Here is a 13,527-nt window from a genome sequence, read left to right as displayed (position 1 = left end):
GAATCTTGCTTTTAGGCTTATAAAATTCCACTTTCCTAATTATTTTATCTAACCTATACAGTGTTTATGTACAGTATTTGTGGTTATGTATGTTTGTTATTCCTATCTATATTGAAGCAGGTATTACGGGTTTTGAATCGCCTGCGGCAGAGTACAAAGAACTTGGCTTGTCGCTTGATGAGCTGCTTATTAAGCATCCCCATGCAACCTTTATAGGTTTAGCATCAGGTCACTCAATGGTAGATGCAAAAATCTTTGATAAAGACTTATTAATTGTTGATAGAAGCGTGGCTATCCAAAATGGCGACATTATTGTTGCCACTTACAATGGCAGCTTTGTGTGCAAAATTATTGATACCAATAAACGGCAATTATTATCAGCCTCAGACTTATATAAGCCCGTATCAATTTATGAAGACGACCAGTTTAAAGTTGAGGGAGTTGTAACTGCTTGCATACGAACATTTAAAAATAACAAAAGCGTAAACTCCTTATGTATGCGCTAGTTGATGCCGCCGCTTTTTACGCAAGCGCAGAGAAAGTGTTTGATCCCTCCATTCGCTATAAACCGGTTGTTGTCCTAACGAACAACGATGGCTGTATTTGCGCCGTTTGCCCAATCGCTAGAAAGCTAAATATTCCAAACTTTGCACCTTATTTTAAAGTGAAAAACTTTTTAGCTGAAAATAATGTAGTGGTGCGTTCCTCAAACTATGAATTATATGCCGATCTAAGTGAGCGTATGATGACTGTGATAAGCCGGTTTAGCGATACGCACCATGTTTATTCGATAGACGAGTCATTTTTAAAGTTTACAGGGTTTAGCAGCCTGATTACTGATTGGCATGCTTATGGTCAGCAAATAAGGCGCACAGTATGGCGAGAAACAAGCTTGCCTGTTGGGGTCGGGTTTGGCACAACGCCAACATTAGCTAAAGCTGCAAATTATGCGGCTAAAAAACTACCTGGTTTTAAAGGTGTGGCTGTTATTAATGACGAGATTTCACGTAAACACATACTCAGCCAAATGGATGTAAGGCATGTATGGGGAGTCGGCTCTCGTTTAGCAAAAAAATTTAAACTGATGGGAATAGAAACAGCACAGCAACTTGCAGATCAAAGCCCTAAAAAAATGCGTAGGTTATTTAGTGTTGTTGTTGAGCGAACGGTGAGTGAATTAAATGGTGTGGCTTGTTTAAATTGGGATGAAGTGAAGCAAGGTAAAAAAGAGGTGTTTTCTACACGTAGTTTTGGTGAGCGAGTTACAGATATCAACACATTAAGAGCCGCATTAAGTGCACACGCAGCAATTGTTGGTCGAAAACTAAGAAGGCAGGGCTCTATAACAAAGCGTATTGTGGTATTTGCTGCCAGCTCACCACATGATAATGAGTATTATAAAAAGTCTATAATATTTGATTTTCCTACTGCTACAGCAGATACACTCGAAATCACAAAAGCAGCCTCATTAATATTAGAAAAAATATACAAAGAGAATGTGCATTTTTATCGCTGTGGAGTCGGGGCAATTGAGTTGGAATGCTCAGCAAATAAGCAGCTAGACTTATTTACTGAAAAGCAGTCTAAGCAAGCACTCATGGACTGTGTTGACTCAATTAATAGTCGATACGGAACAGGTGCTTTACAATCAGGCAGTGAGTGTTTAACGCAGAAATGGAATATGCGCCGCGCATTTTTATCACCGCACTACACAACTAGGTGGTCTGATATTCCAATAATTAATTGTGGTTAAAACATTAAAGGAATATCAAATCAGCATTTGGAAAATTAATGACTCGCGCACAGTTGACTAAAAGTAACTGTCGCTTCACAAGCAAGAGGCGTACTCGACTGCCAATGTTGTATGTCTGATTTGGCTGTGCAACCGACATCTTCGATAAGTAGCCGCTTATCTTGGCAAAGCAGTAAAGCGGCATCTTGCTCTTGAATAACAACTTTTAACTGATAATTTTTAAATGGCGTAAGCCTGCTTTTATCGCCTCTAATCGCCGTTAATAATAATTTTTGTGGGTCAGTATATGGCTCTGAGCTAAATTTTAGTGTTCCATCCACTGCGGCAGAAATATCTTTTAATTGCGATGCAAGATCTGCCATTTCTTCAGGGTTGTAAGTATTTGCTGAACTCGCGCAACCTGCAGATAAAACAATTGCTGTGATGAGAGTTATATATCGCATTTTAAATATTCCACGCTGTTAAGTGTCCGTGTTCATCTTTACCCGTATCCAAATTCCAGTTGCAAAGTTGAGTGCATTCTTCATCATTAAAAACATCGTTGGCGATGATGGATATAAAGTATTTAATATTTTTAACGGCTAAATCAAAAACGTCATTATAGTGCATTGGACCGTTAGGGGTTGTGAGGTCTTCTATAAAGCTACTGTCAACTTCATCGGCACGAGGGTAAAGAAGGCCATTGTCAGCGGCAACATGCCTAGCCCAAGGAAACAGTCTGTATCCTTCCTCTGCGTTATTTACTACTAATTGAAAGCCACTATGCCATGCATCAAAGTTGGGTTCTGTTACTTGGGCATAATCAGTGTGTATGCTAGTTAATATGTACTGCCAAATTTGCTTTATATCATCATCAAGACAATTCTCTTGATTGGTGCATGAGCCAATATTTAACTCAACGCGGTCGGCAAGGCCAATTTCGCCTAGATTTAATCGCGACCAAATAAACGAATCTTGATTCATCTCACATTGTCTGTGTTCGGCCTGGTTATGCTCGTACGGTCCTACTTTAAGTTCGACTACAGGGTGTATTGTTATATCTGCAGCAACATGCGACATGTAGCCACACAGCCATGCAAAGCATTTTTCTTTCGCCCGTCCCTCAAGGTTTTTACAATACTTTATGGCTTCTTTAATAACATCACCTGTGTTTTGATAATGCATTAAATCAGCCCACTTGTTTTGTGCTGCATTACCTAAGGCAAGATAAGGATAATCAGGAGACACGCAACCAAGCTCAATATATTTTTGATTCATACTTAAAATTAACTTGGCTTGATTTGGAATGTTCATCCTTGAAAGAGCATTGTTATCAGTTGCTAAATTAGCCGCCGTAATATGTGCGAATGCACCAGGCATGAGTAAACCCTTCTACTTAATTATTATATTTACAACTTATAGGAGTATAATAATTAGTCAAGTTGTGAAGAGGGGTTGTTTTATAATTTGGTGATTTTATAGGTGAAGTGCGAAGTTGTCAGTATTCTTGGTTGTCTTCTATTAACTGAACTTGAGGTGTAACTCGTTCTGCCAAAAACAAGTTAATTTAAATGCTCTAAAGGTCTGCTTTGAGGAAATGGCGAATATTTTCTTTTGATATAGTTTTTATATTCAGAATTTACAACTTTCCCCTATATTCAGAAAAATGAGCAATTTGCGCATGACCACTTTACCAATTTTAAAATACCTTGTTAACTAGCAAAAGGTTAGCAAATTTGGTAAAAACGTAGCAATAAGAAAAGTGAGCAGTTGTGTGGTAGAAATATGCGCGATTTGCGCACTATTAAATTGTTATGTGCTTAGCTGTGAAAATGGAGTTTTGAAAGCTAATAAAAATAAAGGTTATTAGTCTAATCGCTCTTATATGTTTACTAGCTATGTTCACGTTTGCGGCATATAGAATGGAAACATGCGGTTATAATTGTGGACTATTTTCTGTTTCATCTGGCACAGCAACCGTCTTTTATTACCTAGCATCTCTATGGTTAGGCCTGCTTGCTCTAATCGTGTTATTAGCATCAACTTTTTATTCTATATTTAAAACTCGCTTTAAGGGGTAAAGACAGTTGGAACAAGGCAGTTTTGTAATCGCACATAACAAACAAATTATGGCACTCGCTGTCGCTCGCTGGGACGTAAACATGTGCGCGGCTTCGCCATTTTTGCACACATGTCTGCGCCCCATATTTGGAAGTTATGTTCACAGGTGAAATCAGTTGAAATGCCCTAAATGCAATTCCGATGTTATTCCTAGAGAAGAGCGAGTTGCACCTCAATATACAAAAAGGCTTTGCCCTGTTTGTGGTTACGAGTTTTTCTTTCGGTTTAATAAATGGCAACTGATGTTGGTCTACTCTGTAGTCGCTTTAATGCTAATTGGTTTTTTCTTTAGTTAAGTTTAAAACATTTATCATATTGAAATATGACTAAACAAACACTTACTTTAAAAGTTAAAAGTGAACATAACAAAGTTGTAAACTCGGACAAAAAAACAGTTGGCTTTGTTCGTGGCTCACAAAATTTTAGCCAACTGTTTTTAGTCGGTTACAACGGCGTTAGGTGTTTCATGAGTATTGTCGTTATCTATGGATTTGAGGGGATATTCACAGGAAAAGCAGAACACGATTATTTTTTTCCTGAAATTGGCCAAAAGCATCGCTGTATGTTGTTCCTACTGCAAGATGATAACGAATTAGACTTCGAAGCGGCTTCGCTAGAAACAGTTAGATTTGGCTTCGAAGAGCCATCCAATTTAAGAGGGAATCCTCTTAAATTAGAAGTGTTGAATACTGATTCATTCAAAGGTTTTGCTGGCTTTTATCACGAAGCAATAGAATCAGGAAGTTCACTTGTGGTGTATCCAAACACCTAACAAGCGCATGAATGGATGTCTAAAGCTTGGCTGACGCTCGTTCCTCGCTAATTTTGGCCAAGCATTATCTGCATTTTATGGGGCGTTAAATGCTATGAAATATCTCATTCTAATCTTATTGGCCAGCTCAAGTTTATGCTGGGCAAAGCGTCCAGGGTCGGAACGTGTATTCCCTGTAGAGTATGAGGGAGTTAAGTATGAGGCTGTGCCTTGGGCTCTTGAAAATGGAACAACGCAGAATGGTGGTTTTGTTCGGGCGGTTGAGGTGGAAAGCGGTGAGGTAATTTGGGCCAAGCAGATCTACAAGACTAAATATAAAAGAGGTTTGGAAAGAGATGTTCAAGATGTCTTTATTGTTAAGTTAGAAGTGGAGTCTACTACAGGTATTATCAAAATAGAAAATGAGGTCGGTATGCAATACAGAGTAAAGTTATCTAATGGTAGCGAAGTCAAGTAAATTGAAGGCATTTAACAAGTATAGTCTTGCAATATTTTTTCCATTTCGCCTTCGACTACATTCCAAAAATACGCTAGCTATAGGCGTTATGTAAATAAGGATAAAAACCATTGAAAAAAGTATACCTGCCGATATTGATTCTTTCTGTAGTAATCATCTTTGGAGCCTGGAATATAAGTAAATCAAGAACTTTTCAGGTGTTTGGAGAGATAGTCGCAAAGGTTGAAACCAATGAAAAGGTTATTGCATTAACATTTGATGATGGTCCTTGGGGGGCGAAATATACCACTCAAGTGTTGAATATCCTTGAAGAACATGATGTGAAGGGTACGTTCTTCCTCAATGGCTTGGGAATTCAACAAAACAAGCAGTCGGCTATAGATTTGGTTAACGCAGGTCATCAGATAGGCAATCATTCGTACAGCCATAAAAGAATGATGTTAATGGGGCTTGATGAAGTGAGGGAAGAAATCGACTCCACCACAGCTTTAATCCGCCAGGTTGGATTTAAGGGTGAGATATACTTTAGGCCTCCATATGGTAAAAAGCTTTTTGTTCTGCCTTATTATTTGAAGTCGGAAGGAGTAAAAACAATCACATGGAACGTTGAGCCTGAAATCTATCCTGAAATTGTGGGAAGTTCTGCGTCTATCGCAGAGTATGTTGTTAAATCTTCTACTCCAGGTTCAATTATTCTTTTACACGTTTTGGGATCTAAAAACAAAGAATCGCGAGACGCTATAGGGCCAATAATTAAGGGGCTGAGAGCAAAGGGCTACAAATTTGTTACGGTCTCACAGTTGTTAGGGAAAAATGCATAACAAACGCAAGCAGCCGACTCGCTTCGCTCCTGGCTGTTGCAGGCGTTACCGAATAAATACTTTATTTGTCGAAAAACGCACTGAAGTGGCCGTCTGCTCCTCGCTCAAACTTATCTGTTGGGCAAAATTCCAACCTCATTGTTAAAAGCATAAGGTTGTATATGACCTGCCACAATCCATTGCCTGTCTCTTGCAAATTATTTATCCGAGAAGCTTTTATGAAATTCTATTGTGAGGAAGGTAGGAAAGGTGTCATTAGCTATCTTCCTATATATCACCCAATCAACACCTAATTTAACCAAATAATGAGAAAATAAACTTAGTTAAGCATGGTGCGATAAATGTGCGATATAAATAAAAGAACACAGGGTTAAGGTGCGATAAAGTAAATAGGTAAGTTAACTAACTTGTTGAATAGAGTGTAGAAAAATGGTCGGCATAGCAGGATTTGAACCTGCGACCCCTGACACCCCATGACAGTGCGCTACCAAGCTGCGCTATATGCCGACGTTGCGAGCTATAGTACGGCTTTTTTTATAAAAATCAATACACCTTAGGTTTGTTTGCCTGTTTATTGTTCATTATTGCACGATTGCACGATTGCACGAGGTTTATTATGAGGGGCATTGGCTAGAGGTTAATCTAGCCATTGGTTGATCTCTTTATACATTATATCGCGTATAAGGGGTTGGGCTTCAGCGTTAGGGTGCAGATTGTCATTTTGCATGAGCTCAGGGCGAGCAGCTATTTCAAGCATGAAAAATGGTAACAACTCAGAGTTTGTTTCATCTGCGATGGTTTCAAAGCTGCCAGTAAATAGTTTGGTATAACGTGGCCCATAATTGGGTGGAATATGCACTTCCATAATGGCTGTATTAGCCCCCGCTTGTTGGCTTTTGCTGACTAAATCGCGTAAGTTAGCTTGTAAGCGCTTGATTGGAAAGCCACGTAGTCCGTCATTTCCGCCAAGCTCAATAAGTACATGGGTGGGTTCGAACTCGTCAAGTAGGGCATCGAGTCGTCTAAGAGCGCCACCTGTGGTTTCACCGCTAATACTGGCGTTAACAAGATACACAGATTGATCTTTTTCATCGTATTTATCTTGTAACAATTTAACCCAGCCTTGCTCTTGTTTAAGGCCATATGCGGCGCTTAAACTGTCACCTAAAATTAAAATTGTGTTGTCAGCTGCTGCCGTAAGTGGTTTGATTACTAACAGTAAAACGAATATAAAACGTAGGATTGGATACATCATATGTCAGCGCTTTCTCAATTAAACATTATTCAAGTTAAAGGACTTTCTAAAACGGTCACCACAGTTGAAGGCGACCTGACCATCCTCAGTGACATCAGCTTTAATGTCAAGTCAGGTAACTCAGTCGCAGTGGTGGGTACTTCAGGTTCGGGTAAGTCAACATTACTCAGCTTACTTGCAGGGCTTGATCAGTCAACGCAGGGGAGTATCCACCTTGATGGCTTAGCGCTGCATGAATTAGATGAAGAAGCCCGTGCGGCATTACGGGCAGAAAAAGTGGGTTTTGTATTTCAGTCATTCATGTTAGTACAAAGCTTAACTGCACTTGAAAATGTTATGCTACCCGCCGAGCTTGCGGGTAGTTCAAATGCAAAAGATCAAGCGCTTGCGCTACTTGAAAAAGTGGGGCTGAGTCATCGAGTGGGGCATTACCCATCACAATTATCTGGTGGTGAGCAACAACGTGTGGCTATCGCGCGTGCGTTTATTGGAACGCCTAAAATTTTGTTTGCTGATGAGCCATCAGCCAATCTCGATAGTAAAAATGGTAAGTTAATCGAATCACTTTTATTTGAGTTAAATAAAGAACATGGAACAACGTTAATTCTGGTCACACATGATGAGCAGTTAGCTGAAAAGTGCCAACAAATTTTACACATTGAAGCGGGAAAGCTGGTAACAGTAAAAGAGTCAGAGGGAGTGCAAGCGAATGTGGGCTAAACTAGCACTTAAACTGTTTTCACGTGAATTTAAGCGCGGTGAATTAACGGTCATTAGTGCAGCTATTGCCTTGGCCGTACTGACCGTTTTAACGCTGTCTATGGTTACCGACCGAATAGGACAGAGTATTGCACAAAAAAGCAGTGCTTTTATCGCGGCGGATCGCGTCCTTGCCAGTAATCATGAGTTACCTGTTGAGTTTTTAGAGAAAGCGCAAGCAGAAAACCTACGCACCGCGAAAATCACTTATTTTGATACCATGCTGTTTGCCAATGATGAAATGCAATTAGGCTCAGTTAAGGCTGTATCAAACACCTATCCCCTTAAAGGGCAACTCAAAGTAAAAACTAGCTTGTTAGGAGAGGCATTTATTACCGATAAAGTACCAAACCGTGGTGAGGTTTGGCTTAGTGAGTCGGTATTTTATGCATTGAACATACAGGTTGGTGACAAGGTCGAGTTAGGTGCGGCTACTTTTGTGGCAAGTCATGTAGTAGCTGAAGAGCCAGATGCGCCATTTAATGTCTTTTCTAGTAGTCAGCGTATTTTAATTAATCAGCAAGATATTGCCAGCACTCAAGTTATTCAACCTGGGAGTCGTGTTTTTTATCGCCAGCTTTATGCCGGTGATGAAGAGAGCATAAACACGTTCTATGCTTGGTTAAAGCCCCAAATGAAAGAAAACCAGCAATGGTATGGTGTTAAAGATAGACAATCGCCCATTGCGAATAGCCTAAATCGTGCTGAGAGCTTTTTATTATTAGCTGGTTTACTAGGAATTATATTAGCGGCGGTGGCTATTGCTGTATCTGCAAAACGCTATTGCGAGCGTCAATATGACCCTGTTGCGATGATGAAAACGTTGGGGGGCAGTCGTGCCACAATCCGTAAAATTTACTTGCTGCATTTGAGCTTAGTCTGCTTTATGTCTGTGGTTGTTGGGCTGGTTGTTGGTTTTGCGCTGCAAAGTATTGCTAGTGATTATTTAGCACAGTCGATGGGCACAGCACTACCTGCTTCAAGTATGAAACCTTGGTTGATTGCTATTGGTACAGGGGTTATTTGCGCGGTAATGTTCTCAATTAAGCCCTTGCTAGATTTGTTTGATATTCCGCCACTTCGCGTACTACGCCGTAATTTGGGAGATCGTTTACTTGTCAGCAAGGTTCACTTGGCAATGTCGGCACTAACTGTGTTTTTATTAATGTGGCTATTTAGTAATAATATTAAGATCACAGCTATCTTATTTATCTCGACAACGGTACTGATTGCGCTTTTATTTGGTTTATCCAAACTCATTTTTGGTGGTGGTCGTAAACTAGGACTAAGCCCTGGTAATAGTTGGTCGCTTGCGATTGCTTCAATTCAAAAACGTGCTAATGCTAATGCAGTACAGCTGATAAGTTTTGCCCTTGCTATTAAGTTATTGTTGTTTTTAATTGTGCTTAAAAATGACATGATTTCAGATTGGCAGTCGCAGCTTCCAGTCGATGCGCCAAACTCGTTTTTAGTGAATATTACAGAGCAAGAGCTTGAACCCATTACCTCTTTTTTAGCAGAGCGCGACATGCCCACCTCTGATTTTTACCCGATAGTACGAGGCCGTGTTAATGCAGTGAACGGTGAGCTAGTTGCGCGTGAAGTATCACAGCAAGATAACGAGAAAAAAGATGAAGAGGCACGCTCAGGTATCGGCCGTGAATTAAACCTTACTTGGCGAGAAGACTTACCTGCTCAAAATGAGTTAATAGAGGGTCAGTGGTTTACACAAAACTCAGTGGCAGAGGCCTCGGTTGAGGAGTCTATGCTTGAACGCCTTGATGTAAAACTAGGTGATACATTAACGTTTTTGATTGGTGCGCAATCGTTCGATGCAAAAATTACCAGTGTACGTAAAGTTAACTGGACCACATTAAAACCAAACTTCTTTATTATTTTAAGCCCAGATGTACTTGAGAGCTTCCCAGCAACGTATATTTCGTCGGTGAGTGTTAAAGAACATCAAAAGCGGGAATTTAATGAGCTGATGCGCCAATATCCAACGGTTAATGTGATTGATGTTGAAAGCTTTATTAAACAGATCCGTTCAACCATAGAGCAGGTATCTCTTGCGATTGGTTTTGTATTGTCTATTGTAGTGGTGTGTGGTGCTTTAGTACTTATATCTCAGGTGCAAGCGAGCTTGGGCGAACGGATGCAAGAGATTGTTATATTAAGAACTCTCGGTGCAAAAGGGCGGCTTATTAAAAATGCCACCTTGTATGAGTTTTTATTATTAGGCTTAACCGCGGGTGGGGTAGCTGCCATTGTGAGTGATATTGCTTTATTAATAGTACAACAGCAAATGTTTGACCTTGCCGGTAAATTACACCCTCATATTTGGTTAATTGGCCCTATTGTTGGTGGTGTCTTTGTAGCTAGTTTAGGCTATTTGATGATAGCGCGAACAATGCGTAAAAATACACAAGGGTTACTGCGTGCACTAGGGTGATATAAAGCTCAATAATGTTTATAAAATGCCCGTGTATACGGGCTTTTTTATGTTTTGCAATTGGTTACTGGTAATTTATACAGTGCTCTGGCATTATTAAGGCTATTGAATAAAGAAAAAAAATGGGTCAGTTAGTTGGCAATTATTTTAGGAATTGATCCTGGTTCACGTTTAACAGGTTATGGCGTAATAGCACACCAAGGCGCTAAATTTACTTATTTAGGGAGTGGTTGTATTAAGCTAGCTGAGCATGATTTTCCTGTGCGATTAAAAATGATTTACCAAGGGATCAGTCAGTTAGTTGAGCAATTTTCGCCCGATAGTTTTGCTATCGAAAAAGTATTTATGGCTCACAATCCAGATTCAGCTCTTAAATTAGGTCAAGCTCGTGGTGCGGCGATTGTTGGTGCATCTATGGCTGAACTTCCGGTATTTGAATATTCGGCACGACAAATAAAGCAAGCGGTGGTAGGCAATGGCGGTGCCGACAAATCACAAGTACAGCACATGGTTAAAAATATTTTAAAATTACCAGGCACACCACAAGCCGATGCGGCTGATGCATTGGCTATTGCTATTTGTCATGCTCACTCAGAACAAAATTTAATAAAACTTGCGGGCAGTGCGAGCAAGACCGTAAGAGGACGATTAAGGAAGTAATATGATAGGCCGATTGAATGGTTTGCTAGTTGAAAAGCAACCGCCTGAAATTTTAATTGAAGTAAGCGGCGTAGGTTACGAAGTACAAATGCCGATGACCTGCTTTTATGACCTCCCTGCGGTTGGTGAGCAAGCTATTATATACACTCACTTTGTGGTGCGTGAAGATGCGCAGTTGTTATTTGGTTTCAATAACAAAACAGAGCGTGCGTTATTTCGAGAGCTTCTAAAAGCCAATGGTGTGGGTCCAAAGCTTGGCCTTGCTATTTTGTCGGGTATGTCTGCACAGCAGTTTGTGACATGTGTAAATAACGAAGATGCAACAACGCTTGTTAAACTCCCTGGTGTGGGTAAAAAAACAGCAGAGCGTTTAGTACTTGAAATGAAAGATAGGCTAAAAGATTGGGGTAATGACTTATTCACGCCATTTAGCGATAATGCCATTATTGAGCCTGCATGTAATGATACGCTTGTAGCCAACAACGCAGCAGATGATGCTGTGTCAGCACTTATTGCCCTTGGTTATAAACTGCCGCAAGCGCAAAAAGCAGTAAAAGCGGTAAATAAACCAGATATGACGACTGAGGTTCTTATAAAAGAAGCTCTAAAATCGATGTTGTGAGTAAACCATGATTGAAGCAGATCGCTTAATAGATGCCAGTGAGCAAAGTAATGAAGACAGTGTTGATCGAGCTATACGACCAAAACTATTAAACGATTACACAGGTCAGCCACATGTTAAGCAACAAATGGAAATTTTTATCGAAGCTGCTCGTCATCGTGGTGAAGCGCTCGATCATTTGTTGATTTTTGGTCCGCCAGGTCTTGGTAAAACCACACTTGCAAATATTGTTGCCAACGAATTGAACGTTAATATTAAAACGACATCTGGTCCTGTGCTTGAAAAAGCAGGTGATTTAGCTGCGTTGTTAACGAACCTTGAAGAAGGTGACGTACTCTTTATTGACGAAATACATCGTCTAAGCCCACAAGTCGAAGAAATCCTTTATCCTGCGATGGAAGATTATCAACTCGATATTATGATTGGGGAAGGCCCTGCCGCGCGTTCAATCAAACTCGACTTGCCGCCATTTACTTTAATTGGCGCAACAACACGCGCAGGCTCTTTAACATCACCACTTAGAGACCGTTTCGGTATTGTGCAGCGTTTAGAGTTTTATTCAGTTGAAGATTTATCAAAAATTGTAGCGCGTTCAGCACACTTTTTAGATTTAACCATGTGCGATGAAGGCGCAGCAGAAATCGCTAAACGTTCACGTGGTACACCACGTATTGCTAATAGGTTGTTACGTCGTGTACGTGATTACACTCAAGTGAAATCTGACGGCAAGGTTAACGCCAATGTGGCAGAACAAGCGCTTGATATGATTGATGTAGATAAAAGCGGGTTTGATTACATGGACCGTAAATACTTGCTTGCTATCATCGAAAAATTTATGGGTGGCCCAGTTGGGCTTGATAATTTAGCGGCGGCCATTGGCGAAGAAAAAGAAACCATAGAAGATGTGATTGAGCCCTTTCTAATTCAGCAAGGTTTTATACAACGTACTCCCCGTGGAAGGTTAGTGTCCGATATAGCCTACCTTCATTTTGGACTGACTCCAGACAAATAAAAACTCAGCCTCGCATATGCGGGGTTTTTTAATCTTGAAACAAATCTAAAGAGGAGCCTAAAAGGGGCAGTGAACATTATACCAATCCGCAATAATACTTAATCATTTTGAGGGATTAAACCTGTCGCTACCGGCGTTAAAAATTTCTGATTTAGAACAACTAAATAACGAAATTTTTGCCTTGCTATCAACGAGGTTTTATTGCCTCAAAATAGACCACTTAATTAAGCGAATTGGTATTATCCCTCTATATTGCTAACGCAAATTATTTTAGATGCAGAATCTAACAAGCATCATACCTTCCTGCTATTTAATTCACATACAGTTAAGCTAATTTTCGGTAATGTCTTTTCGTTTTGTGTAGGCAAAAAAAAGCCCGCATAATGATGCGGGCAAACAACAAGTTGAAGGAAGTAATTCAGGGAACTACAGCCAGCTTAAAAAGGTTTTATCCAAGTTAAGCTAACTAGGCAATACGAAATAATCATATCGCAAAAAACGGAGCTTAATGAAAGAAGCTTTCAAAGGTTGTTAGCTCGGTATGTGGGTATAATACGTAACTGTGAGTTTTTCTTCAAACTAGAAAAATTTTATTTTCAGATAAAAAAAACTAATAGCAGCGTTATTTTCTATTGTTTTCTTTTTGTTCGCTTATTCGTTGTTAGTTTTATAAGTTGATGAATAAAAAGATTTTTATAATTAATGCTCATTTTGTTCAGGATTAGTTTAAGTATTCTGTGCTAGGTTGGTGAATAGTGTTTTGGGTGTTTATGCGCATAATGTGAATAAACGCCGTATTTTACCAAGTTTAGTTATATTTTTAAGCACAGTGTAGATGCATTTTAGTTTTAAAAGGGAAGTCCT

13 protein-coding genes and 1 tRNA gene are annotated in these 13,527 nt (G+C 39.8%); 10 read left to right on the top strand and 4 right to left on the bottom strand.

The window, feature by feature from the left end; translation table 11 throughout:
- Positions 1 to 89: 89 nt before the first annotated feature.
- Both L0Z67_RS09865 and L0Z67_RS09860 read left to right on the top strand, forming a co-directional pair.
- Positions 90 to 506, top strand: a complete 417-nt coding sequence (locus L0Z67_RS09865; protein ID WP_062569325.1) for a LexA family transcriptional regulator — start codon at positions 90 to 92, stop codon at positions 504 to 506.
- Positions 494 to 1,753, top strand: coding sequence for a Y-family DNA polymerase (locus L0Z67_RS09860; protein ID WP_405127928.1), 1,260 nt, complete (start codon positions 494 to 496; stop codon positions 1,751 to 1,753). Before L0Z67_RS09865 ends, L0Z67_RS09860 begins: the two co-directional genes overlap by 13 nt.
- A 35-nt stretch (positions 1,754 to 1,788) precedes the next feature.
- Here L0Z67_RS09860 and L0Z67_RS09855 read toward each other — a convergent pair whose 3' ends face one another.
- Both L0Z67_RS09855 and L0Z67_RS09850 read right to left on the bottom strand, forming a co-directional pair.
- Complete coding sequence (locus L0Z67_RS09855) at positions 1,789 to 2,196, bottom strand: hypothetical protein (RefSeq protein ID WP_405127927.1); 408 nt, start codon at positions 2,194 to 2,196, stop codon at positions 1,789 to 1,791.
- Between the two features lies 1 nt (position 2,197).
- Positions 2,198 to 3,112 (bottom strand): zinc dependent phospholipase C family protein, encoded by a 915-nt coding sequence (locus L0Z67_RS09850; RefSeq protein ID WP_405127926.1) that lies wholly within the window; start codon positions 3,110 to 3,112, stop codon positions 2,198 to 2,200.
- A 1,063-nt stretch (positions 3,113 to 4,175) separates the two neighbouring features.
- Between L0Z67_RS09850 and L0Z67_RS09845 the strand changes: the two genes are divergently transcribed.
- From L0Z67_RS09845 to L0Z67_RS09835, 3 genes are all read left to right on the top strand, one after another.
- Complete coding sequence (locus L0Z67_RS09845) at positions 4,176 to 4,625, top strand: hypothetical protein (protein WP_193987436.1); 450 nt, start codon at positions 4,176 to 4,178, stop codon at positions 4,623 to 4,625.
- 94 nt (positions 4,626 to 4,719) lie between these two features.
- Positions 4,720 to 5,082, top strand: coding sequence for a hypothetical protein (locus L0Z67_RS09840; RefSeq protein WP_193987435.1), 363 nt, complete (start codon positions 4,720 to 4,722; stop codon positions 5,080 to 5,082).
- Positions 5,083 to 5,192: 110 nt separating this feature from the next.
- Positions 5,193 to 5,903, top strand: a complete 711-nt coding sequence (locus tag L0Z67_RS09835) for a polysaccharide deacetylase family protein (protein ID WP_405127925.1) — start codon at positions 5,193 to 5,195, stop codon at positions 5,901 to 5,903.
- 430 nt (positions 5,904 to 6,333) lie between these two features.
- On the opposite strand, the gene L0Z67_RS09830 is transcribed toward L0Z67_RS09835, so the two are convergent.
- Positions 6,334 to 6,410, bottom strand: a tRNA-Pro gene (locus L0Z67_RS09830).
- Positions 6,411 to 6,540: 130 nt separating this feature from the next.
- Positions 6,541 to 7,158: an arylesterase gene (locus tag L0Z67_RS09825; protein WP_062569311.1), complete on the bottom strand. Its 618-nt coding sequence runs from the start codon at positions 7,156 to 7,158 to the stop codon at positions 6,541 to 6,543.
- Here L0Z67_RS09825 and L0Z67_RS09820 point away from each other — a divergent pair, their 5' ends adjacent.
- The 5 genes from L0Z67_RS09820 (at position 7,159) to ruvB (ending at position 12,663) form a co-directional block, all read left to right on the top strand.
- Positions 7,159 to 7,878, top strand: a complete 720-nt coding sequence (locus tag L0Z67_RS09820) for an ABC transporter ATP-binding protein (RefSeq protein WP_405127924.1) — start codon at positions 7,159 to 7,161, stop codon at positions 7,876 to 7,878.
- A complete protein-coding gene (locus L0Z67_RS09815) occupies positions 7,868 to 10,369 on the top strand; it encodes an ABC transporter permease (protein ID WP_193987431.1) in 2,502 nt (833 codons plus the stop codon). Before L0Z67_RS09820 ends, L0Z67_RS09815 begins: the two co-directional genes overlap by 11 nt.
- Before the next feature lie 135 nt (positions 10,370 to 10,504).
- Positions 10,505 to 11,029: a crossover junction endodeoxyribonuclease RuvC gene (gene ruvC / locus L0Z67_RS09810; protein ID WP_062569308.1), complete on the top strand. Its 525-nt coding sequence runs from the start codon at positions 10,505 to 10,507 to the stop codon at positions 11,027 to 11,029.
- 1 nt (position 11,030) lies between these two features.
- Positions 11,031 to 11,651, top strand: coding sequence for a Holliday junction branch migration protein RuvA (ruvA, locus tag L0Z67_RS09805; RefSeq protein WP_405127923.1), 621 nt, complete (start codon positions 11,031 to 11,033; stop codon positions 11,649 to 11,651).
- A gap of 7 nt (positions 11,652 to 11,658) precedes the next feature.
- Positions 11,659 to 12,663, top strand: coding sequence for a Holliday junction branch migration DNA helicase RuvB (ruvB, locus tag L0Z67_RS09800; protein ID WP_062569306.1), 1,005 nt, complete (start codon positions 11,659 to 11,661; stop codon positions 12,661 to 12,663).
- The last annotated feature ends 864 nt before the right edge of the window (positions 12,664 to 13,527 follow it).

This window comes from Pseudoalteromonas sp. PB2-1 (assembly GCF_045040605.1).
Classification (GTDB): domain Bacteria; phylum Pseudomonadota; class Gammaproteobacteria; order Enterobacterales; family Alteromonadaceae; genus Pseudoalteromonas; species Pseudoalteromonas arabiensis.
Note: the sequence above shows the minus strand (reverse complement) of the source record. Positions and strands in the feature narration are given on the sequence as shown.